The organism is Streptosporangium sp. NPDC023963 (genome assembly GCF_040639135.1).
Taxonomy (GTDB): Bacteria; Actinomycetota; Actinomycetes; order Streptosporangiales; family Streptosporangiaceae; genus Streptosporangium.
In genome coordinates this window covers 822,389-842,240 of record NZ_JBEZZK010000002.1, presented here as the reverse complement: position 1 = coordinate 842,240, position 19,852 = coordinate 822,389, and the positions used below count along the sequence as shown (strand labels likewise).

Here is a 19,852-nt window from a genome sequence, read left to right as displayed (position 1 = left end):
CGGCTCGCGGAATCGCGCCGGATCCGGTCCGGGCGTTCGCCCACGACGTTCTCTCCCCCCGCTCGCCGTTCCGCCCGCGCCATTGCCGGCGTCCGGCCTCGGGAGGGATTTCCGATATTCGAAGGCGGGGGCTCTGTTGACCGGACCCGGCTGGTCTCCGGACGCGAGGACGGTGCGCGACGGGCCGCTCACCTGGGCCCAGCACGAGTGGATCCAGTGGATCCCCACGGACACGGACACCTCCTACGAGGACAACATCTGCGCCGCCCTGCCGGGGCGGAACCTGCCCGTCGGCCAGGTCGTCGCGGCGGTACGCGACGTCCTCGCCCGGCACGAGGGACTGCGGTCGCTGGTCCGCCGCGCGGGCCGCGAGGACAGCCTCCAGTACGTCCGCCCGGTCGACGACCGGCTGGACGACGTGATCCAGGTGGTGGAGGACGGGACGTCCTTCAGGCGGCGGTTCGACACCCCGTGGCGGCGCACCTGCTTCAGGATCGGCGAGCAGTGGCCCGTCAAGGTCGTCCTGGACGCGGCGGGTGGGCGCGTGCGCCGGATCGACCTCGTCGTCGACCACGTCGCGATCGACCCCTGGGGGATGCGGGTCCTCTGCGACGACCTGAGGTACGCCCTGCGCGCGCGTGCCGCGGGCCGCGAGCCGTTCGGTTCCGGCCCCGCCCCCGAGCAGCCGATCGACGTCGCCCTCTCCGAGATCTCCCCCGCCGGGCGGGCCTACCAGCGGCGGGCCCTGGGCTACTGGGAGCGGCGGCTGGGCGAGATCGGCAAGGCGCTCGACGGCCACGTGCCCTTCGCGCCCTCGCGAGCCCTTCTCGGGCGACCCGGCGATGCACTGCCCGGTGGGTCACAGGCCGGTGGGTCACAGGCCGGTGGGTCACAGGCCGGTGGGTCACAGGCCGGTGGGTCACAGGCCGGTGGGTCACGGCCCGGCGCGTCACGGCCCGGCACGTCACGGCCCGGCACGTCACGGCCCGGTGGGTCCGGTCAGGCGTCACGACCCGGTGGGTCCGGTCAGGGAGAGTTCCGCTCCTGCTGGCTGACGTCCCGCCGCGCGGGGTCGGCGGCCGGCGCCATAGCGCGGGCGACGGGCGTCTCCCCCTCCGCCGCCTTCCTCCTCGCCTTCGGCACCGCCGTCTGCGCGGTGGAACGGTCGTCGCGGGCCGGGATCTTCGCGATCTCGGCGAACCGCTTCTCCGCCGGGGCGGAACGGTCGGTGCGCAAGGCCACCATGACGATGCCCGTGCTCCTGCCCGCCGTGTCCACCGGCTCGCCGGGGGCCGCGTACCGCAGGGCGCTGGCGGACTGCGCCGCCCAGCAGCTGTCCGGCCACCGGTTCGCCAACGCCGACCCGTACGCCACGGAACGGATGTGCGAGGAGATACTCGGCGGCCTGTACAAGACCGGGGTGGCCTATCCCCGGTTCAGCTACATGGACGAGGGGGTCGCGGACGACCTCAACACGCTGTGGCCGCCGGGCGACGACGGGTTCCCCGGCGACGAGGACGACCGGGTCGTCACCTTCTCACCGCCCCGCCCGCTGGGCGCCCGCTACATGATGACCGTCCTGCACCGCCCCGCGGGCGCCGTGTTCAGCCTCCAGTGGAGCGACGCGACCGGCTGGGGGGAGACCGCGGAGGACATGCTCCTGTACGTCGAGGACCTGATGGTCTGGGCCGCGTCGGAGTGCGCGGGGAGCCCCCCTGTGCTCGGCGGCGCGGGACCGGCGACCTGACGCGAGACGGCCGCCGCCGACACGGCGGTGACACGACGAGACATCGGGAGGCCCTCACTTGGACGCCCAACACGATGATCGGGGTCGCGGAGGACCGGCGGTCTCCGGCGGCGCCGCCGTCCCGCGGGACCGGCACCTCGACTGGGACGGCTGCCACAACGTCCGCGACCTGGGCGGCATGCGCACCGCCGACGGACGCGAGACGCGCTGGGGCGCCCTCATCCGTTCCGACGCCCCCGAGCGCCTCAGCCCCGCCGGATGGCGGGCGCTCGCGGACCACGGCGTCCGCACGGTCGTCGACCTGCGCAACGACGGCGACTGGCGGGGCGAGACGGTGCGCCGTCCCACCGGCCTGACCACCGTGCGCGTGCCGCTGGACGACCGGGGCGACACCGAGTTCTGGTCCGGGCTCGCCGGCCTGTACGGCACTCCCCTGTACTACCGGCCCTTCCTGGAGCGGAAGGCGGAGCGGTGCGTCGCCGCCATCTCGGCGATCGCCCGCGCCGAGCCCGGCGGGGTCGTCGTGCACTGCATGGCGGGCCGCGACCGCACCGGGCTCGTCACCCTGCTGATGCTCGCCCTCGTGGGCGTGCCGGCCGCCGACATCGCCGCCGACTACGAGCTGAGCGCGGAACGGCTGCGGCCCCTCTTCGTCAAGCTCGGCGAGGCCGACGAGAGTCCCAGGATCCAGGCGGCTCTCGCCCGCGCGAACACCACGGCCCGCGAGGTCGTCACGGCCACGGTGGAGTCGCTCGACGTCGAGTCCTACCTGCGCGGGGCCGGGCTCGGCGACGACGACCTGGCCGCCGCCCGCGCCAGGCTCGTCGGCCCCGCCACCTGAGCGGCGCCGGCGTACACCTCCGTCAGCCTGCCGACCGCCTGGTCCCAGCCGAACCGGGACGCGTGGGCGAGCGCGCCGGCGCCGAGCGCCCGCAGCAGCCGGGGCGCGGCTACGAGGTCACCGAGCACCCGGGCGTACGCGGCCGGGTCGTGCCCGTCCACGAGCACGCCGGAGATCCCGTCCCGCACCGCGGTGCGCAGGCCGCCGACGGCCGCGGCGACCACGGGGGTGCCGCACGCCTGGGCCTCGACGGCCACCAGGCCGAACGTCTCGGCGTGGGAGGGCACCACGACGGCGGTCGCCGCCCGGTACCAGTCGGCGAGACGGCGCTGCGGGCAGGGCGGCTCCAGCCGTACCTGGCCGGTGATGCCGAGGGTGGCGGCGAGCTTGCCCAGGTGGTCGGGGCGGCCCCAGCCGGTTCCGCTGGGGCCGCCCACGACCGCCACGACGAGGCGCCCGGCGAGGCCGGGGTCGCGCCGGATCATCCCGGCCGCTGCGTGCAGCAGGACGTCCGGCGCCTTGAGCGGCTGTACCCTCCCGGCGAACAGCAGCACGACGGCGTCCGGGGGAAGGCCGAGCGCGCGCCGGGCCTCGGCCCGCGAGCCGGGGCGGAACAGGGACAGGTCGACGCCGGGATTGACGGTCCGCACCCTGGCCGGGTCGGCCCCGTACAGCGTGACCAGCTGGTCGGCCTCCTGCACGGTGTTGGCGACGAGCCGGTCGGCGGCGGCCACCACCTCCGTCTCCCCCGCGATGCGCCCGGCGGGCTCGGGCTCGTCGCCCGCCGCGAGCGACGCGTTCTTGACCGCGCCGAGCGAGTGCATGGACTGCACGAGGGGAACGCCCCAGCGCGCCTTGGCGACGGCCCCCACCCGTCCGGCCAGCCAGTGGTGGGCGTGCACGAGGTCGTACCCGCCGCCCGGCCCCCGGGCGGCCCTCGCGCGCAACATCTCGGCGGTGAACGGGCCGAGGGTGTCCGGCAGGTCGTTCTTGTCGAGTTCCCTGGGCGGTCCCGCGGCCAGGTGCCTGACCAGCACGCCGGGGAAGAGCTCGGCCAGCGGCGGCGCGCCGGGTTCGGCGGCGCGCGTGAAGATGTCCACCTCGACGCCCAGCGCCGCCATCCGCCGGGCGACCTCGACGATGTAGACGTTGAGTCCCCCCGCGTCGCCCCCGCCCGGCTGGGCGAACGGGGAAGTAAGGACGCTGACGGTCGCGATCCTCCGGGGAAGGGGAAGGCGTCGCGGCACGGGCATTCACCTCCGCTTGAGCATTCGCCCGGGACGCGTCGTTCTCCGCTCCCGCGGCCGGGAATCTCCGGTGACCGGAACCCGGCACCGGTTCCGGGTTCCCGGGCGGCGCGGCGCGAGCCGTCCCGCCTCCCGGGCGACCGCGCCGTCAAGGGTCTCGGCGGAGGCGTGGAGACGTCCGGCGAGGTACGGCTGCCGCACGCGGCGCCCCCGCCGTTCTCCCGGGACGGAATCCTGAAAGTCGTGCCCGGCCGCCGTGGGATCACGGGGGCCGGGAGTGGTCGTCGCGATCCGGCGGGACACGCCGATCGCGAGCTGTGAATGATCAGACACTCTCGCCCGCGGCGTCGTCAACCTGTTGGCGGGGGCGTCACGGCGCAGGACGCTGGCAACAATTGGCCATCCCGATGGTGCCGGCGCTCTGGCGTGCGATTACGTACGCGGCCCCCGGGAGAGGACCGGCGGCGGCCGCCGCGGCCCGCCGTCCCCCGGCGGCAATCAAGAAAGCGATTCATACAGTTCTTCACAACTATCTAGCAATGTTGTGCAATTTTCTGGCACACTCTGGCAAGAATAGCCGCAAGGGGGATAAGGCTTGTGGGTGGACTATCCGACCAACTACGTGCCCTGGACGAGGACACCGCCTCCGTCTACTTCAGGGCGCTTCACAGGGGCCATATCGGTACGGCCCGCGAAGTCGCCGAAGAGCTCGGCCTCGACCCCCGCACCGTCGAGGACGCGATAGAACGGCTGACCCGCCTGCACCTGCTCCGGCCGGAGCCGGGACATCTGACCAACCTCGTGCCGGTGAACCCGGAGATCGCCGCCGCGTCGCTGATATCGCCGATGGAGACGGAGATCCACCACCGGCGCGACCTCATCACCGGCATCCGTACGCGGATGCACTCCCTGATGCACGGATACGACGAGGTGCAGCGCACCAGGAAACCGGCGAACCCTGTGGAGGCGCTGCCCGACGGCGCGGCCGTGCGCGGGTCGCTGCACCTGGCGGCGGAGGCGTGCGAGCGCGAGATGCTGGGCGTCGAGCCGAACGCGCCCTCCTGGGCCGACCTCGACGACACGCTGACGCGCAACCTCGCCATGCTGGAGCGGGGGGTACGGATGCGGATGCTCTACCAGCACAGCGCCCGCGCCGACCTGCCCACCAGGGGACACATCAAGAAGCTCGTCGCGGCCGGTGCCAGCGTGCGCACCACGCCCCAGCTGCCGAGCCATCTCGTGATCTTCGATGGGGAGATCGCCTTCATGTCCCGGCCGGGCGAGGCGGGTGCGGCGCCGGGGGCGGTCGCCGCACGCGACCTGTCCGTCGTCGGGTTCCTGTCGGAGGTCTTCGAGCACCTGTGGAACTCCGCGACCCCCTACTCCGCCTCCGACCTGGGCTACCAGGGCGCGACGGACGAGATACAGCACGCCATCGTCACCTTGCTGGCCCAGGGTTTCACCGACGAGGCCGTCGCCCGCAGGCTGGGGATGTCCGTGCGCACCTGCCGCCGCCACATCGGCGCGCTGCTGCAGAACCTGAGCGCGGTGAGCCGGTTCCAGGCCGGGATCCGGGCCGCCGCCAGCGGGTACGTCGACGCGCGGTGACCCCCGCCGGAGGCCCGGTGGCGGGAACCCGGCGGAGCGGTCACCACCGAAACAGAGAGGGCGGAGCGGAGCCATGCCGTACGACCGTCGCATTCTCCTCGTCCACGCCCATCCCGACGACGAGTCCATCGGGACAGGCGCCACGATCGCGAGGTACGTCGCCGAGGGCGCGCGCGTCTGCCTGGTGACGTGCACCCTGGGCGAGGAGGGTGACGTGGTCCCTCCCGAGCTGGGCCACCTCGCCGCCGGGCGGGAGGACCGGCTGGGCCCGTACCGCGAGGGCGAGCTGGCGGTGGCGTGCGCGGCCCTCGGCGTGGACGACCACCGCTTCCTCGGCGGGCCGGGGCGCTGGCGCGACTCCGGCATGATGGGCTCGCCGTCCAACGACCACCCGGACTGCTTCTTCCGCGCCGACCTCGACGAGGCCGCCGCGGAGCTGGTCCGGATCATCAGGGAGGTCAGGGCCCAGGTCGTCGTCACCTACGACGACAACGGCTACTACGGCCATCCCGACCACATCCAGGCCCACCGGGTGGCCTGGCGGGCGTTCGAGAAGGCCTCCGACCCGTCCTTCGGCGAGGGCGAGCCGTGGCGGCCCTCCCGGTTCTACGTCACCGCCATGCCGCTGGAAGAGCTGGAGCGCGCGGTGGGCACCGGGCCGTTCAAGCGGGTCGGCTCCGTCGAGGAGTTCGGCTTCGGCGTCCCCGGCGAGCAGGTGACGACGCGGGTCGACGCGAGGGCGCATCTGGGTGCCAAGATCACCGCACTGCGCGCGCACCGCACCCAGCTGAACATGGACGGCTCCTTCTTCGCGCTCTCCGACCACGTGGGACAGCCCGCCCTGGGCATGGAGTACTACACGCTGCTGGCGGGAGAGCCGGGCCCGCCCGGCGAGGACGGCCGCGAGACCGGCCTCTTCGGCTGACCCGCCCGGCCCGTGCCGCCGCCGCCCGCACCCGGTCCCCGTTCCGCGCCGCCGGCGGCCACGTCCGGCCCGGGACGATCGTCAGGCCGTCTCCGGGGCGTGACGACCGGCCGCGCCGGCGCGGCGCGGGCGGTCAGATCTCCTCCTTGAGCCCGGCCGCCGGGTCGAGCTGGCGCGGCTGCATCGCCGTCCTCGGGTGGTGCAGGTCGAAGGCCGGTCGCTCCGAGCGGATGGTCGGGAGCGAGGTGAAGTTGTGCCGGGGCGGCGGGCAGGAGGTGGCCCACTCCAGCGAGTTGCCGTACCCCCACGGGTCGTCCACCGTCACGCGCGGGGCGTGGCGGGCGGTGTGCCAGAGGTTGTAGATGAACGGCAGCGTGGAGGCACCCAGCAGGAACGCGCCGGCCGAGGAGATCAGGTTGAGGCCGGTGAACCCGTCGATCGCGCTGTAGTCGGCGTAGCGGCGCGGCATGCCCTGCGCACCCAGCAGGTGCTGGACGAAGAAGGTGGTGTGGAAGCCGATGAACAGCGTCCAGAAGTGCCACTTGCCCAGCCTCTCGTTCAGCATCTTGCCGGTCATCTTCGGCCACCAGAAGTAGAAGCCCGCGAACATCGCGAACACCACGGTGCCGAAGACCACGTAGTGGAAGTGCGCGACCACGAAGTACGAGTCGGTCACGTGGAAGTCCAGCGGCGGGGAGGCGAGGATGACGCCGGTCAGCCCGCCGAGCAGGAAGGTGACCAGGAACCCGATCGCGAACAGCATCGGTGTGGCGAGCACTATGTGCCCGCGCCACATGGTGCCGGTCCAGTTGAAGAACTTCACCCCGGTCGGGATCGCGATCAGGAAGGACATGAAGGAGAAGAACGGCAGCAACACCTGGCCGGTGGCGAACATGTGGTGCGCCCACACCGTCATCGACAGGCCCGCGATGGCGATGGTCGCGCCGACCAGGCCGATGTAGCCGAAGATCGGCTTGCGGCTGAAGACCGGGATGACCTCGGTGATGATGCCGAAGAACGGCAGCGCGATGACGTAGACCTCCGGATGGCCGAAGAACCAGAACAGGTGCTGCCAGAGCAGGGCGCCGCCGGTCTGCGGGTCATAGATGTGGGCGCCGAACCGGCGGTCGGCCAGCAGGGCGAGCAGCGCGGCGGCCAGCACCGGGAAGGCCATCAGCACCAGGACGCCGGTCAGCAGCGTGTTCCAGGTGAAGATCGGCATGCGGAACATCGTCATCCCCGGAGCCCGCATGCAGATGATCGTGGTGATGAAGTTGACCGAGCCGAGGATCGTGCCGAGCCCGGACATCGTCAGGCCCACGATCCACAGGTCGCCGCCGAGTTGCGGGGAGTGCGTCGCGCGGGAGAGCGGCGGGTATCCCGTCCAGCCGAAGTCGGCGGCGCCCCCGTCGGTGAGGAAACCGAAGCTCGCGATGATGCCGCCGAACAGGAAGAGCCAGAAGCTCACCATGTTGAGCCGGGGGAAGGCCACGTCGGGCGCGCCGATCTGCAGCGGCATGACCACGTTGGCGAACCCGGCGAACAGCGGGGTGGCGAACAGCAGCAGCATGAGGGTGCCGTGCATGGTGAACATCTGGTTGTACTGCTCCTGGCTCACCACCTGCAGCCCCGGATGGGCGAGCTCCCCCCGGATGACCATGGCCATCAGCCCGGCGAACAGGAAGAAGACGAAGGACGTTATCAGGTACATGTAGCCGATGACCTTGTGGTCCGTGCTCGTGAGCCAGCGTACGACGATCGAGCCCGGCGCCTTCCCGCGCGGTGCCAGCGGTGAGGTCAGCGGCTCCTCGCGCGACTGTTCGAAGGTCGTCACGACCCACCCCCCTCGAACCGGCGCGGCATCCGATTCCCACCGCCTTCCCCCCGCCATCCCCAGGGAAAGCGGCTCCCACTCGCCCGCGCCGCCATCTTGCCCGCGCGATGACCTGGCGATTAATCCTTCTTGTCTGCCTTCTGGTGACCCTCGCCCCACCGGCCGGCATCCACGGGACCGGCCCGTGCCGTACGCGCCGTCCGGGCAACATGGGACGGCCCGTCGCGCTTGACCCGGGGGCAGACAGGGCACGCCGCTGGAAACGGAGTACGGAAAGGAGCGACGTCATGGTCCAGCGACAACGAGTCGTCGTGATCGGAGGAGGGTTCGCGGGTTTCACCGTGGTCCGCACCCTTTCCCGGATCGCGAAGGGCGCGGTCGAGATCGTCCTGATCAACCCGACCGACTACTTCCTCTACCTGCCGCTGCTGCCGGAGGTCGCGGCGGGCATCCTCGATCCGCGCAAGGTGGCGGTCCCGCTGGCGGGCGACCATCCCGGGGTACGGCACCTGCTCGCCACGGTGGACACCGTCGACGTCGAGACGCGCAGCGTGAAGTGCACCGACGCCGAGGGCAACCATCGCGAGCTGGGCTACGACCGCCTGGTGATCGCGGTCGGCAGCGTCAACAAGCTGCTGCCCGTACCCGGCGTCGCCGAGTACGCCCACGGCTTCCGCAGCATCGCCGAGGCCCTCTACCTGCGCGATCACCTGATCCGCCAGGTGGAGCTCGCCGACGCGTCCGACGACCCTGAGGAGCGCAGGGCCAGGTGCACGTTCGTGGTCGTGGGGGCCGGTTACACCGGGACCGAGGTGGCGGCGCAGGGCCAGCTGTTCACCCGCGACATCCGCGGCCGGCGGCCGAGGCTGCGCGACCAGCCGGTGCGCTGGATCCTCGCCGACATCGCCCCGCGCATCCTTCCCGAGCTGGACGAGCGCCTGTCCCGGACCGCGCACCGGACGCTGTCCGAGCGAGGCATGGAGATCCGCACCGGTACGAGCGTGGCCGAGGCGACGGCGGAGGGGGTCAAGCTCTCCGACGGGGAGTTCGTGGCGACCAGGTCCCTGATCTGGTGCGTCGGGGTGCGCCCCGACCCGATGGTGGAGTCCCTGGGGCTGACGACCGAGAAGGGGCGCCTGCTCGTCGACGAGTACCTGAGGGTGCCCGGCCACCCGGAGATCTTCGCCTGCGGCGACGCGGCCGCGGTCCCCGACCTCACCCGGCCGGGTGAGTACACGGCGATGACAGCCCAGCACGCCGGCCGCCAGGGCAAGCGCGCCGCCCGCAACATCGCCGCCTCCTACGGTCACGGAGAGCTCCAGCCGTACAAGCACCACGACCTGGGATTCGTCGTCGACCTCGGCGGGACCGGCGCCGCCGCGAACCCGCTGGGCGTGCCGCTGTCGGGCATAGTGGCCAAGACGGTCGCCCGGGGCTACCACCTGCTCTCCATCCCGCGCAACCGGGCGCGCATCGCGGGAAGCTGGCTGCTGGACCTCGTGACACCCCGCCAGACCGTCCAGCTGGACCTGATCCGCGGCCCGGAGATCCCGCTCAACCACGCCACCCCCGAGCACCCCCACGGCCAGGGCGGGGATCCGCCGGAGACGGACGCCTCGCGGAAGGCGGAGGTGGCGTCAAAGGCGGGTGTCTCCTCCAAGGCGGGCGATTCGTAGAACACGGCGACTCGTAAAGGACCGCGACTCGCAAGGACCGCGACTCGCAAGGACCGCGACTCGCAAGGACCGCGACTCGTAAAGGACGGCGAGATTTTCGGCTCCTTTGGCGATGCTTCCGGGGAGCCGGGTAAGGGGCGGGGTATGGCAGAGATCGGTTACACGATGATGTGCGAGCAGACGCCCGCCAGGCAGCTGGTCAAGGACGTCACCACCGCCGAGCAGGTCGGCTTCGACTACGCGGTCATCTCCGACCACTACTTCCCGTGGCTGGAGGAGATGGGCCACTCCCCGTACGCCTGGTCGGTGCTCGGCGCGGCGGCGCAGGCCACCCGGAACCTGCCCCTGATGACGTACGTGACCTGCCCGATCATGCGCTACCACCCCGCGGTGGTGGCGCAGAAGGCGGCGACCATGGGCGTGCTGAGCGAGGGCCGCTTCACGCTGGGACTGGGCGCGGGGGAGAACCTCAACGAGCACGTGACAGGTCAGGGCTGGCCTTCGGCCGACACCCGGCACGGGATGTTCCGCGAGGCCCTGCAGATCATCAGGGAGCTGTTCGAGGGCGGGTACGTCACCTACCGCGGCGAGTTCTTCGACGTCGACTCGGCCAAGCTGTTCGACCTGCCCGACCGGCCCGTCCCGCTGGCGATCGCCGCCTCCGGCGGCCAGTCGGGGAGGATCGCCGCCGAGCACGGCGACGCGCTGGTCGCCGTCGACCCCGACGCGGACCTGGTACGCCTGTTCTCCGGGGAGGGCGGCGCGGGCAAGCCCGTCTACGGCCAGCTCGCCATCTGCTACGACCCCGACGCGGAGGCCGCCAGGGAGCGGGCGCACCGGCTGTGGCGCTGGTCGGTGTCGGGGTGGAAGGTCATGGCCGAGCTTCCCGGGCCCGTCAACTTCGCCGCCGCCGCCGAGACCGTGCGGCCCGAGGACGTCGCGGCGAAGGTGCCGTGCGGCTCCGACGTGGACGCCGTGGTGGAGGCGGTACGCGCCTACACCGACGCCGGTTTCACCCACGTCGCCCTGGTCCAGATCGGCCACGAGCACCAGGACGCGTTCTTCGACTGGTCGGAGAAGGAGCTGCTCCCCGCCCTGAGCGACCTCTAGCCGCCGCCCCCGCCCGGGGGATCCGCCGCGGCGGCGGTTCCCCCGGGCCTACGGGGGAAGGCTCACCGGGGTGGATGGCGTGTGGGATCTGGTGGTCGTCGGCGGCGGGCCCGCGGGGGCGGCCGCGGCCCTGCGTGCGAGACAGCTCAGGCCCGAGGCGCGGGTCCTGCTGCTCGACAGGGCCGACTTCCCGCGCGACAAGGCCTGCGGCGACGGCATCGCCGCCCACGGGCGCGACGAGCTCGCCCTGCTGGGCGTCCCCGACCTCATCGCCGACTACCGGCCGACGCAGCGCCTGGCGGTGGTCTCCCCCGGTGGCGCGCGCGTCTCGGCCACCTCCGCCCGGCCCAACCACGTCGTCCCCCGCAGGGTCTTCGACGCCCGCCTCGTCGACGCCGCCCGCGCCCGGGGCGTCGAGGTCCGCCGCCACCAGGTCCGCGCGCTCGCCGCCCTCGGCGATCACGTGGTTCTCGACGGCGTCTTCACCGCCCGCGCCGTCGTCGCCGCGGACGGGGCCAACTCGACCGTGCGGCGTCTCATCGGCGTCTCCCCCTCCCCCGAGAGGCACACCGCGATCGCCGTGCGCGGCTACGCCGACGTGCCCGCCGACGACGACGTCCAGTCCATCTTCATGCAGCGGGACGGGTGGCCCGCGTACGCGTGGTCGTTCCCGATCGGTGACGGCACCGCCAACGTCGGCTACGGCATGCTGCTGCCCCGGCTGCACGCCACCGGGCTGCCGGGCCGCCAGGTGCTGCACGGACGGCTCGCCGAGCTGCTTCCCCACGTGAGCGCCCGTGACCTGCGCGCCCACCACCTGCCCCTGTCCCCCGGCCGCCCGAGGCCGGGTTCCGGGCGGGTGATGCTCGCCGGCGACGCCGCCGGCCTCATCAACCCGCTCACGGGCGAGGGCATCTTCTACGCGCTGGTCTCCGGCCGGCTCGCCGGGGAGGCCGCCGTCCAGGCGGCGGGCGACCCGCTGCCCGCGTACCGGCGCGGGCTGGGGAAGGCCCTCGGGCGGCATCTGCGCACCACCGACGTGCTCGCCCTCGCCTCCCAGTCCCCCGGCTTCATCGACGCCGCGATCGACACCGCCGCCCGCCGCAAGGAGGTGTTCGACCTGCTGGTCGACGTGGGGCTCGGCGCGGGCACGGTGCCGATGCCGCTGGCGCTGGCCGTGGTCCGCCGCTGGCTCTTGAACACCGTCCGGCGACGTTGAGCAGACGTTGAACACGGGCCCGGCGGGCGCGACCGCGACGCCCGCCGGCACCGGGCACGATGCCCGGCCGGCGGCGAGCGAGGCGTTCCACCACGCCGGGCAGGCGCCGGGAGGCTAGTCCCGGCCGGAGACGACGCGGAGCAGGTGGGCGGTCTCGGCGGCCATGGCCTCCCTCGCGGCCTTCAGGCGTGGCCGGGGGTCGGCGCCTGAGGAGCCGCCGGCGAAGGAGTCGCGGAGCGCCCCGGTGAACGCGACGTTCAGCGCGGTTCCGATGTTGATCTTCTTGAGCCCGGCGGCGACGGCCCGGCGAAGCTCGTCGTCGGGCACGCCGGAGGAGCCGTGCAGGACCAGCGGGACGGCGGCCGGGAGCGCCGAGCGCAGCGCCGCGATCAGGTCGTGGTCGAGCCTGGCGCTGCGCGAGGTCATGGCGTGGGAGCTGCCCACCGCCACCGCGAGGGCGTCGACGCCGGTCGCGGCGACGAACGCGGCGGCCTCGGCGGGATCGGTGCGCGCGCCGGGAGCGTGCGCCCCGTCCTTCCCGCCCACCTCGCCCAGCTCGGCCTCCAGCCACAGCCCGTTCTCGTGCGCCCAGCGCGCAGCGGCCTCCGTCCGGGCGAGGTTGGTCTCGTACGGGTCCCGCGACGCGTCGTACATGACCGAGCCGAACCCCGCCTCGGCGGCCTCGCGCAGGAGCGCGTCGTCGGTGACGTGGTCGAGGTGGAGGGCGACCGGCACCGGGGCGGCCTCCGCGAGGGCGCGCGCCGCGGCGGCGAGGGGGTGCGGGCGGCCGAGGCGGAACCGCACGGCGTTCTCGCTGATCTGCAGGATCACCGCAAGCCCTTCCCGCCCGGCGGCGACCACGACGGCCTCGGCGTGCTCCAGGGTGATGATGTTGAAGGCGCACGCCCCGCCGGGGGCGGAGGCGACGATCGAGGCTGTCGTGGCGAGTGGCATCACGTCTCCTGGGACAGGGCGAGGTAGGCGGCGGGGTCGACGGTTCCGGCGACGGGGGACAGTACGGCGGCGGCGGACAGCGCGACCGCGTCGGCGAGGACGGCGGGCCAGTCGATCGGGCCGGGGCGGAGCAGCGCCCTGGCCAGGGCGGCCGCAGCGGCGTCCCCGGCGCGGCGGTGGACGGCGGTGACGCGGTGCGTGGCGTTCGGCACCAGCGCCTCCACCTCGTAGGTGACGTCCAGCGCGGCGTTGAGGGTGACGGTGACGATCTCGCCCATGACTACTGGAGGATCACCGAGCGGGTCAGGTTGCGAGGGTTGTCCGGGTCGAGGCCGCGCGACCGGGCCAGCTCCACCGCGAGCCGCTGGGCCCGGATCAGGTCGGCCAGCGGGTCGAGGGCGGTGGCCGTGGTCAGGGCGCCGGTGCGGGCGACGTCGTCGAGCAGGTCCTCCTGGCCGCCGAAGAACCACACCAGGCTGTTCTCGTCGGCGATGCTGATCGGCCCGTGCCGGTACTCCATCGCGGGGTACGCCTCCGACCAGGCCAGCGCGGCCTCCCTGAGCTTCAGCGCCGCCTCCTGGGCCAGGCCGTTGGTCCAGCCGCTGCCCAGGAACGTGAACTGCCGCCGCGAGAGCGCCCCCTCGGGGAGCGGCGTGGCGAGCGCGGTCTCGGCCTGGGCCGCCAGGTCGGCGGGGGCCTCCCCGAGGTGCGCGCGGAGCAGTGCGAGCCCGCTGGTGGCGAACCGGGTCTGCACCACGGACCGCTCGTCGGCGAACTCCAGCGCGATCACCGTCCCGGCCAGGCCGGTCACCGGGGTCGTGGGGTCTGCGGTGACGGCTACCGTCGGGACGTCGCCGGCCGCGCCGAGGGCGTGCAGCACCTCCGTCGTGGTCCCGGATCTGGTGATCGCCACCAGCCGGTCGTAGCGGCGCGCGGGCAGCTCGGAGGCGGGGAACGCGTCGGTCTCCCCCTGCCCCGACCGCTCGCGCAGGACCGCGTAGGCCTGTGCCATGTAGTACGAGGTGCCGCAGCCGATCACGGCGACGCGCTCACCCGCCTCCGGCAGGCCCGCCGGGTTCGCCGCGCCGAGATCCAGCGCCTGCCGCCAGCACGCGGGCTGGCTGGCGATCTCCCGCAGGACGTACGTCACGTGCGCCTCCCTCGTCGATGCCTATTTATGCTTGCAAAATGCCATATTTGAGCATGTATGAGCAAGAGTAATTGTTTCAACGCTCGATACGCTTCGCGGAGCGCCACAGGCGGAAACAGGCAGGGACAGGCAGGGACAGACGGGAACGGGCGGGACGGCGGGAACGGCCGGCGACGGCCGCGACCTCGCCGGAACGGCCAGGGGCTCGCTGGACGGCCCGCGACGACCGAGAACGGCCAGAGGCGTGCGGGGGACGCACGGGGACGGCGAGGAGGAAGCTCTCATGACGAGCCACGACCGGTGGAACGCGCTGCTCGCGATCCTGGCGAGGGACGGCAAGGTCGAGGTGGACGCCGTGGCCGGTGAGCTGGGGGTGTCGGCGGCCACCGTCCGCCGCGACCTCGACCACCTCGACCGCCAGCAGATGCTGACCAGGACCCGCGGCGGCGCGGTCGTCAACGCGATCTCCTACGACCTGCCGCTGCAGTACAAGGCGGCGCGGCACGCGCCGGAGAAGCACCGGATCGCCACGGCCGCGGCGGCGCTGGTGTCGGCGGGCACCGTCGTCGGGCTGAACGGCGGCACCACGACCACAGAGGTCGCCCGCTCCCTGGCGACGAGCGCCGACCTGCACCTGCGGGGCGGCGAGCCGAGCCTCACCCTGGTCACCAACGCGCTCAACATCGCCAACGAGCTCGTCGTGCGCAGGCACGTCAAGCTGGTGGTCGTCGGGGGCGTGGCCATGCCCGCGTCGTACGAGCTGATCGGGCCGCTCGCGGACGGCGTGCTGCGGGAGGTCTCGCTCGACATCGCGATCCTCGGCGTGGACGCGCTCGACCCCGAGCTGGGCGCCTTCGCCCACCACGAGGGCGAGGCCGGGATCAACCGGCTGATGGCCTCCCGCGCCCAGCGGGTGGTCGTCGTGGCCGACTCCTCCAAGCTCGGCATGCGGGCGTTCGCCAGGATCTGCCCCTGCGACGACATCGACGTCCTCGTCACCGACGGCGACGCCCCCGCCGTGACGGTCCGGCGCTTCGAGGACGCCGGGATCGAGGTCGTCCAGGCCTGAGGAGTTCGGGGACCAGGTCGCCGTGGGCGCGGACCGGGTCGTCGCAGAGCTCCCAGATCTGCTCGACGGTCGGGAGGAGGCGTTGGGGTCGGCCGTCACCGCGTGCCGCACTTGCTCGGGGCGGCCCTCTCCGGCGGCCCTGACGGTGCCGATGCCGAGGTAGGCGTTCACCGGGATGCGCAGCCGCTTCACCTCGGCCGGGTCGCGCAGGTACCACGGCACGTACTCGGAGGAGTGCTCGCCGGCCTCGGTCGGGTGATAGCCGAGCCGCCGGTACATGTCGACGCGCACCCGGCGCAGCAGCCTCGGGTCGCGGACGCCGGAGTGACAAGGTCCATGACCGTACGACTCATGTCAGCACGCGAGGTTCGTCCCCTCCTCTCGTTTCGTCACAGAGTTGCGCGCTCGTGCGCGAAAATCAACCATTCCAATCATTAAAAATCGGTCACATGGCCCTCGACACCCGAAACAGTCACCCAACCTCCTCAGCCCCTCGGTCGCCGCTCTCGGATGACGGCGGCGACACGACCGGCTCCCCACCGGTGGAGGCGATGCGGACGGCGAGCGCCGGCACGTCGACCGGCTTCGTCGTGTCGACGCGGTGGACGACTCCCAGCCCGAGCGGCTCGGCGACCCGCTCCCAGAATCGCCACTCCTCATCGGAAGAGCCGCTGCTCCCGGCGTGTACGGCGTGCCGGCCGGCGGCCCGCGCTGCGAAGCGGGCACGGGCGACCTCCACCGGCACGTCGCACCAGACCTCGTGCACCACGGTCACCTCCGCGCGCCGGAGCCCCTCCGCGACGACGGGACGCAGATGTGCCAGCCACGGGCTCTCCAGAACGGCCCTGCCACGCGCGTCGGCCAGCAACGTCCACAAGGTCTCGGAGGCGGCGCGGCCGAGAATCCTGCTCCACTCCCCCTGCGCGCAGTCTCGCGGACGCACCGCGCCCATGGTCTCGGCCAGCGACTCCTTCACGGAGTCCTTGCTGAACAGCGGAAGCCTCAACTCGTCGGCCAACGCCCGTGCGAGCGTCGTCTTACCGGCTCCCGGCAGCCCGTTGACCAGCACAGCGACCATGATCCGACCCTAGCCCCCGCAGGCGTTCCACCATCGGCTCACCGGCAAGGAATCCACGCCGGAAACGGACCGCGAACAGCCGGCGCGCCGTTCCGGGTACACGACCCGCGGACGTTCCGGGTACACGACCCGCGGACGTTCCGGGTACACGACCCGCGGCCGTTCCAGGTGCACGGCCCGCGGACGGGCGGCAGGTCACGGCCGGACGGCCAGCACCCGGAAGCTGACCCCGCGCGTCATCCGGGACACCGACTCGATCCGGAAACCGGCCTGCTCCAGGAACGGCCGGGGATCGCGGGTGAGGTAGTCGGCTGCGAACCGCACGAACACCGGTTCCACCAGCCGCATCCCGGCCCGGACGATCGGGTTGCTCGACGGCCCGTGCTCGGCCAGCACGAACCGCCCACCCGGCTTGAGCACGCGGTAGGCCTCGCGCGCCGCGGCCACCGGATCCGGGATGGTGCACATCGTGAACGTGGACAGCACCGTGTCCGCGAGGCCGTCCGGCAGCTCCAGGCGCTGCACGTCGCCCTGTCTGAGCTCCACCCGCTCACCGAGACCGTCCCGCGCCACCCGCCGCCGCGCCAGTTCCAGCATGCGCTCGGACAGCTCGATCCCGACCACCTCGACGTCGGCACCGTACAGCGGCAGGTTGAGCCCGGTGCCGACGGCGATCTCCACGGTGCGGCCGCGCGCCTGCCCGACGGCCCACTCCCGGCTCCCCGGGAACAGGCGCCGCTCCCAGACCCGCATCTGGTCGTCGTACCGGTCCGCCATCCGGTCGAACACCCGCCGCACGTCGGCATCGGTGGTAGCACGCATCGAGCAACCTTTCCGGAACGAGAACTCCGCACGATCGTTCACCGCCGCGAGACGGCGAAAGATCGCCCTTACCGAGACGATGACCGCACCACCGTCGTCCTGCCGAGCCCCCGCCCGCCCATCGTCACGTTCTGCCCGATCGGCCGAATGCCCGGTCTCCCGGTAACGAACCGGCCCCCGGCACCGTTCCGACGGCCCCGGCACCCACCGGCCCGGCCTGTCGAGCGTCGGCATACAACGGCCGAAAACGGGATGGACAGGGAGGGCGCAGCGCGTATCCTTCTCCCGTGCCACTGCGGTTCGAGACACGCGCGTCCGACTCATCGTGGATCGACACCGTGTGGACCTCCACGAGCGAGCAGGTCACGGAGATGACCTCCGTCGCGACGGCGTGCTGGGGCCTGGTTCTGGCAGCGTGAGGGCACGGCGTACGCGAGCGTTTCCGGCCCCGAGACCAGGACCGGCACCGCACCGGTGCCGGAGGGCGCGACCTTCGTCGGTATCGAGTTCGCCGTGGGCACGTCGCTCCGGGCCGTGCCCACGCCGGCCCTGGTAGACGGGGGCGCCGAACTCCCCGGCACCACGCGCGGGACCTTCCGGCTGGACGGCGTCCGCTGGGAGACGCCCGGCCCCGACGACGCCGAGGCCCTGGTCGACCGTCTCGTCCGCTCCGGAGCCGTGATCCGTGACCCGCTCGTCACCGAGGTGCGCCGAGGTCACCGCCCGGCGGTCTCGGAACGCACCGTCGAACGCCGGTTCCGTGCGGCGACCGGGCTCACCCAGGGCGCCGTACGGCAGATCGAACGCGCTCGCGAGGGTTCGGCACTCCTGGCCGCCGGCGCCCCGATCGCCGATGTCGTCTCCGGGCTCGACTACTTCGACGAGCCGCACCTGGCCCGCGCGCTGCGCCGGTACGTCGGCCGTACGGCGCGACAACTCCGCGAGGGCACCGGCGGTGTGATCGCCCTGAGCCTGGATCAGCTGACGACGTCGTAGATCAGCTTCACGATGCCGTTCGGGTAGGCCGCGGACTCCCGGAGGGTCAGCGTCTGCTTGGCCCTGTCCTCCTTGCTGAACAGGCTCTTCCCGGCGCCGAGCAGCACGGGGAAGACGAGCAGGTTGTACCGGTCGATCAGTCCCGCGTCCGACAGGCGCCGGGCGAGCTCCGCACTCCCATGGATGAAGATCGCACCGCCCTCACTCTTCTTGAGCGCGGCGATGTCATCGGCCGAGCGCAGGATCGTCGTCCGGCCCCATCCCTCGACGAGGGCGTCGTCGGACAGCGTGGTCGAGACCACGTACTTGGGCAGATCCTTGTAGGCGGCGTGGTCATCCGAGTCGCGCCAGACCGGCGCGAACACCTCGTAGCTCCGGCGGCCGAACATCAGCGCCGTCGTGTCCTCAAGCTCCTCGCCCTTGAGCGAGAAGGCCTCGGGCAGGAACTCGACGTCCATCACCCAGCCACCGCCGCGGTGCTCCTCGTCCGGCCCCCCGCCCGGAGAGTCCACGACGCCGTCGAGCGAAACGAACCCGGTATAGACCAGATCACGCATGTACCGTTCTCCCCATGGTCAGGCGACGAGGTCGCCGGATAGATCGATGAGCGGGCCGCGGCGCCACGCTGACGCACTGCGGCGGAGCACCCACGCCCATGCATGCTAGGGAGCCGCCACCGCGGCCGTCTTGTACAGAAACGACTCGGTACGGCTCTGTTCCGCCTCTGTTCCGCCGGAACAGGCAAGATTTCCGATCGAGCGCCACGCCAGATGCCCGAATGGCCGCCAAGATCACAATAGCCGCCGCACAGGGCCCGTGCCGACACCATGAGATCCGGTCCGGTCACACGCACTATCCCTTTTGAAGATTCCTTTCAAAGGGCTCCGTGATCACTTATAAAAGGGCCTCTGAACTGGGGTGAGGTGTGGACCGTAGGGTCTTCGCCCCGATTTTGCGCCGATGTTCACCCGAGCGACCCCGCCGGAGAACCCACCTCTGGGCAGGTGATTGAGCGCCGTGATCAGGCCGTCGCGTTGCCATCGTCGCTACCGAAGCTCTCCAACCAGCCCAGAACTTCAAGGGACTGCTCCAACTCTGGCTGATGTACGGCTGGGCGAAGCGCAGCGAGCCGGCGGCGGATCGCGACGGCTTCGGTGATCACTTCAAGCGCCTCCTCCCACCGCCCCGAACCTGCCAGACACTTGGACTGGTTGTGCAACGAGCCGGCCAGGTCGGACAAGATGGCATCAGGCCGAGCCTCGGCCAACGCCCGGCGGATCCGGACGGCTTCAGTGATCGCTTCCAGTGCCTCCTTCCACCGCCCCAGCTCCCCCAGCTGGATCGACCGATTGTTCAGGCTCATCGCCAGGCTGGGCAGGAACGCATCAGGGCGCGCCTCAGCCAACCGCCGATGGATACCGGCAGCCTCGGTGACCACCTCCAACGCCTCCTCCCGCCGTTCCAGCTCCCCCAGCCGAATCGACCGATTGTTCAAACTCGCCGCCAGGCTGGGCAGGAACGCATCAGGGCGCGCCTCAGCCAACCGCCGATAGATACCGGCAGCCTCGGTGACCAC

Annotated in this window: 19 protein-coding genes; 10 read left to right on the top strand and 9 right to left on the bottom strand. The window is 72.2% G+C overall.

What is annotated here, in order from left to right; all coding sequences use genetic code 11:
• Positions 1-136: 136 nt before the first annotated feature.
• Positions 137-1,747 carry a hypothetical protein gene (locus AB0F88_RS09720; protein ID WP_362679705.1) on the top strand — a complete coding sequence of 537 codons (1,611 nt, stop codon included), beginning with the start codon at positions 137-139 and terminating at the stop codon, positions 1,745-1,747.
• 58 nt (positions 1,748-1,805) lie between these two features.
• Positions 1,806-2,588: a tyrosine-protein phosphatase gene (locus AB0F88_RS09715; protein WP_362679702.1), complete on the top strand. Its 783-nt coding sequence runs from the start codon at positions 1,806-1,808 to the stop codon at positions 2,586-2,588.
• Here the strand turns inward: AB0F88_RS09715 and mshA are convergent.
• The gene (mshA, locus tag AB0F88_RS09710) at positions 2,513-3,835 is read right to left on the bottom strand and encodes a D-inositol-3-phosphate glycosyltransferase (RefSeq protein ID WP_362679698.1); all 1,323 of its coding nucleotides are present in this window, start codon (positions 3,833-3,835) and stop codon (positions 2,513-2,515) included. The genes AB0F88_RS09715 and mshA overlap by 76 nt on opposite strands.
• Before the next feature lie 597 nt (positions 3,836-4,432).
• Here mshA and AB0F88_RS09705 point away from each other — a divergent pair.
• Entirely contained in the window at positions 4,433-5,443 is a 1,011-nt protein-coding gene (locus tag AB0F88_RS09705; RefSeq protein WP_362679695.1) for a hypothetical protein, read from the top strand.
• A 73-nt stretch (positions 5,444-5,516) separates the two neighbouring features.
• A complete protein-coding gene (mshB, locus tag AB0F88_RS09700) occupies positions 5,517-6,368 on the top strand; it encodes an N-acetyl-1-D-myo-inositol-2-amino-2-deoxy-alpha-D-glucopyranoside deacetylase (RefSeq protein ID WP_362679692.1) in 852 nt (283 codons plus the stop codon).
• A 133-nt stretch (positions 6,369-6,501) separates the two neighbouring features.
• Here the strand turns inward: mshB and ctaD are convergent, their stop codons facing one another.
• Positions 6,502-8,079, bottom strand: a complete 1,578-nt coding sequence (gene ctaD, locus AB0F88_RS09695) for a cytochrome c oxidase subunit I (RefSeq protein WP_362680615.1) — start codon at positions 8,077-8,079, stop codon at positions 6,502-6,504.
• 410 nt (positions 8,080-8,489) lie between these two features.
• Between ctaD and AB0F88_RS09690 the strand changes: the two genes are divergently transcribed.
• The 3 genes from AB0F88_RS09690 (at position 8,490) to AB0F88_RS09680 (ending at position 12,207) form a co-directional block, all read left to right on the top strand.
• Entirely contained in the window at positions 8,490-9,878 is a 1,389-nt protein-coding gene (locus AB0F88_RS09690; protein WP_362679689.1) for an NAD(P)/FAD-dependent oxidoreductase, read from the top strand.
• Between the two features lie 144 nt (positions 9,879-10,022).
• Positions 10,023-10,988: a TIGR03557 family F420-dependent LLM class oxidoreductase gene (locus AB0F88_RS09685; protein WP_362679686.1), complete on the top strand. Its 966-nt coding sequence runs from the start codon at positions 10,023-10,025 to the stop codon at positions 10,986-10,988.
• 79 nt (positions 10,989-11,067) lie between these two features.
• Positions 11,068-12,207 carry an NAD(P)/FAD-dependent oxidoreductase gene (locus tag AB0F88_RS09680; RefSeq protein ID WP_362679683.1) on the top strand — a complete coding sequence of 380 codons (1,140 nt, stop codon included), beginning with the start codon at positions 11,068-11,070 and terminating at the stop codon, positions 12,205-12,207.
• Between the two features lie 114 nt (positions 12,208-12,321).
• Here the strand turns inward: AB0F88_RS09680 and AB0F88_RS09675 are convergent, their stop codons facing one another.
• The 3 genes from AB0F88_RS09675 to AB0F88_RS09665 are packed head-to-tail and all read right to left on the bottom strand — an operon-like array spanning position 12,322 to position 14,311.
• On the bottom strand, positions 12,322-13,161 hold the full coding sequence (locus AB0F88_RS09675) for a class II fructose-bisphosphate aldolase (RefSeq protein WP_362679680.1): 840 nt from the start codon (positions 13,159-13,161) through the stop codon (positions 12,322-12,324).
• Complete coding sequence (locus AB0F88_RS09670; protein ID WP_362679677.1) at positions 13,161-13,439, bottom strand: hypothetical protein; 279 nt, start codon at positions 13,437-13,439, stop codon at positions 13,161-13,163. Before AB0F88_RS09670 ends, AB0F88_RS09675 begins: the two co-directional genes overlap by 1 nt.
• Before the next feature lie 2 nt (positions 13,440-13,441).
• Positions 13,442-14,311, bottom strand: a complete 870-nt coding sequence (locus tag AB0F88_RS09665; protein ID WP_362679674.1) for a sugar isomerase — start codon at positions 14,309-14,311, stop codon at positions 13,442-13,444.
• A 283-nt stretch (positions 14,312-14,594) separates the two neighbouring features.
• On the opposite strand from AB0F88_RS09665, the gene AB0F88_RS09660 reads away from it, so the two are divergent.
• The gene (locus AB0F88_RS09660) at positions 14,595-15,380 is read left to right on the top strand and encodes a DeoR/GlpR family DNA-binding transcription regulator (protein WP_362679671.1); all 786 of its coding nucleotides are present in this window, start codon (positions 14,595-14,597) and stop codon (positions 15,378-15,380) included.
• 472 nt (positions 15,381-15,852) lie between these two features.
• Here AB0F88_RS09660 and AB0F88_RS09655 read toward each other — a convergent pair whose 3' ends face one another.
• Together AB0F88_RS09655 and AB0F88_RS09650 are read right to left on the bottom strand one after the other, a co-directional pair.
• On the bottom strand, positions 15,853-16,458 hold the full coding sequence (locus tag AB0F88_RS09655; RefSeq protein ID WP_362679668.1) for an AAA family ATPase: 606 nt from the start codon (positions 16,456-16,458) through the stop codon (positions 15,853-15,855).
• A 195-nt stretch (positions 16,459-16,653) separates the two neighbouring features.
• A complete protein-coding gene (locus AB0F88_RS09650; protein ID WP_362679665.1) occupies positions 16,654-17,280 on the bottom strand; it encodes a methyltransferase domain-containing protein in 627 nt (208 codons plus the stop codon).
• Between the two features lie 287 nt (positions 17,281-17,567).
• Here AB0F88_RS09650 and AB0F88_RS09645 point away from each other — a divergent pair, with 287 nt between their 5' ends.
• Positions 17,568-17,699, top strand: a complete 132-nt coding sequence (locus tag AB0F88_RS09645; protein WP_362679662.1) for a hypothetical protein — start codon at positions 17,568-17,570, stop codon at positions 17,697-17,699.
• Positions 17,700-17,793: 94 nt separating this feature from the next.
• Positions 17,794-18,276, top strand: a complete 483-nt coding sequence (locus AB0F88_RS09640; protein ID WP_362679659.1) for a helix-turn-helix domain-containing protein — start codon at positions 17,794-17,796, stop codon at positions 18,274-18,276.
• On the opposite strand, the gene AB0F88_RS09635 is transcribed toward AB0F88_RS09640, so the two are convergent.
• Both AB0F88_RS09635 and AB0F88_RS09630 read right to left on the bottom strand, forming a co-directional pair.
• On the bottom strand, positions 18,258-18,833 hold the full coding sequence (locus AB0F88_RS09635) for a dihydrofolate reductase family protein (protein ID WP_362679656.1): 576 nt from the start codon (positions 18,831-18,833) through the stop codon (positions 18,258-18,260). The two genes, AB0F88_RS09640 and AB0F88_RS09635, sit on opposite strands and share 19 nt — an antisense overlap.
• A 464-nt stretch (positions 18,834-19,297) precedes the next feature.
• On the bottom strand, positions 19,298-19,852 hold a 555-nt coding region (locus AB0F88_RS09630; protein WP_362679653.1), incomplete at its 5' end, for a tetratricopeptide repeat protein.

What these genes read in the sequence shown, in the direction of transcription:
- mshB (WP_362679692.1), top strand. Translation starts at nt 5,517, where the DNA reads ATGCCGTACGACCGTCGCATTCTCCTCGTCCACGCCCATCCCGACGAC.
- ctaD (WP_362680615.1), bottom strand. Translation starts at nt 8,079, where the DNA reads ATGTACCTGATAACGTCCTTCGTCTTCTTCCTGTTCGCCGGGCTGATG.
- AB0F88_RS09690 (WP_362679689.1), top strand. Translation starts at nt 8,490, where the DNA reads ATGGTCCAGCGACAACGAGTCGTCGTGATCGGAGGAGGGTTCGCGGGT.
- AB0F88_RS09685 (WP_362679686.1), top strand. Translation starts at nt 10,023, where the DNA reads ATGGCAGAGATCGGTTACACGATGATGTGCGAGCAGACGCCCGCCAGG.
- AB0F88_RS09675 (WP_362679680.1), bottom strand. Translation starts at nt 13,161, where the DNA reads ATGCCACTCGCCACGACAGCCTCGATCGTCGCCTCCGCCCCCGGCGGG.
- AB0F88_RS09670 (WP_362679677.1), bottom strand. Translation starts at nt 13,439, where the DNA reads ATGGGCGAGATCGTCACCGTCACCCTCAACGCCGCGCTGGACGTCACC.
- AB0F88_RS09660 (WP_362679671.1), top strand. Translation starts at nt 14,595, where the DNA reads ATGACGAGCCACGACCGGTGGAACGCGCTGCTCGCGATCCTGGCGAGG.
- AB0F88_RS09655 (WP_362679668.1), bottom strand. Translation starts at nt 16,458, where the DNA reads ATGGTCGCTGTGCTGGTCAACGGGCTGCCGGGAGCCGGTAAGACGACG.
- AB0F88_RS09650 (WP_362679665.1), bottom strand. Translation starts at nt 17,280, where the DNA reads ATGCGTGCTACCACCGATGCCGACGTGCGGCGGGTGTTCGACCGGATG.
- AB0F88_RS09635 (WP_362679656.1), bottom strand. Translation starts at nt 18,833, where the DNA reads ATGCGTGATCTGGTCTATACCGGGTTCGTTTCGCTCGACGGCGTCGTG.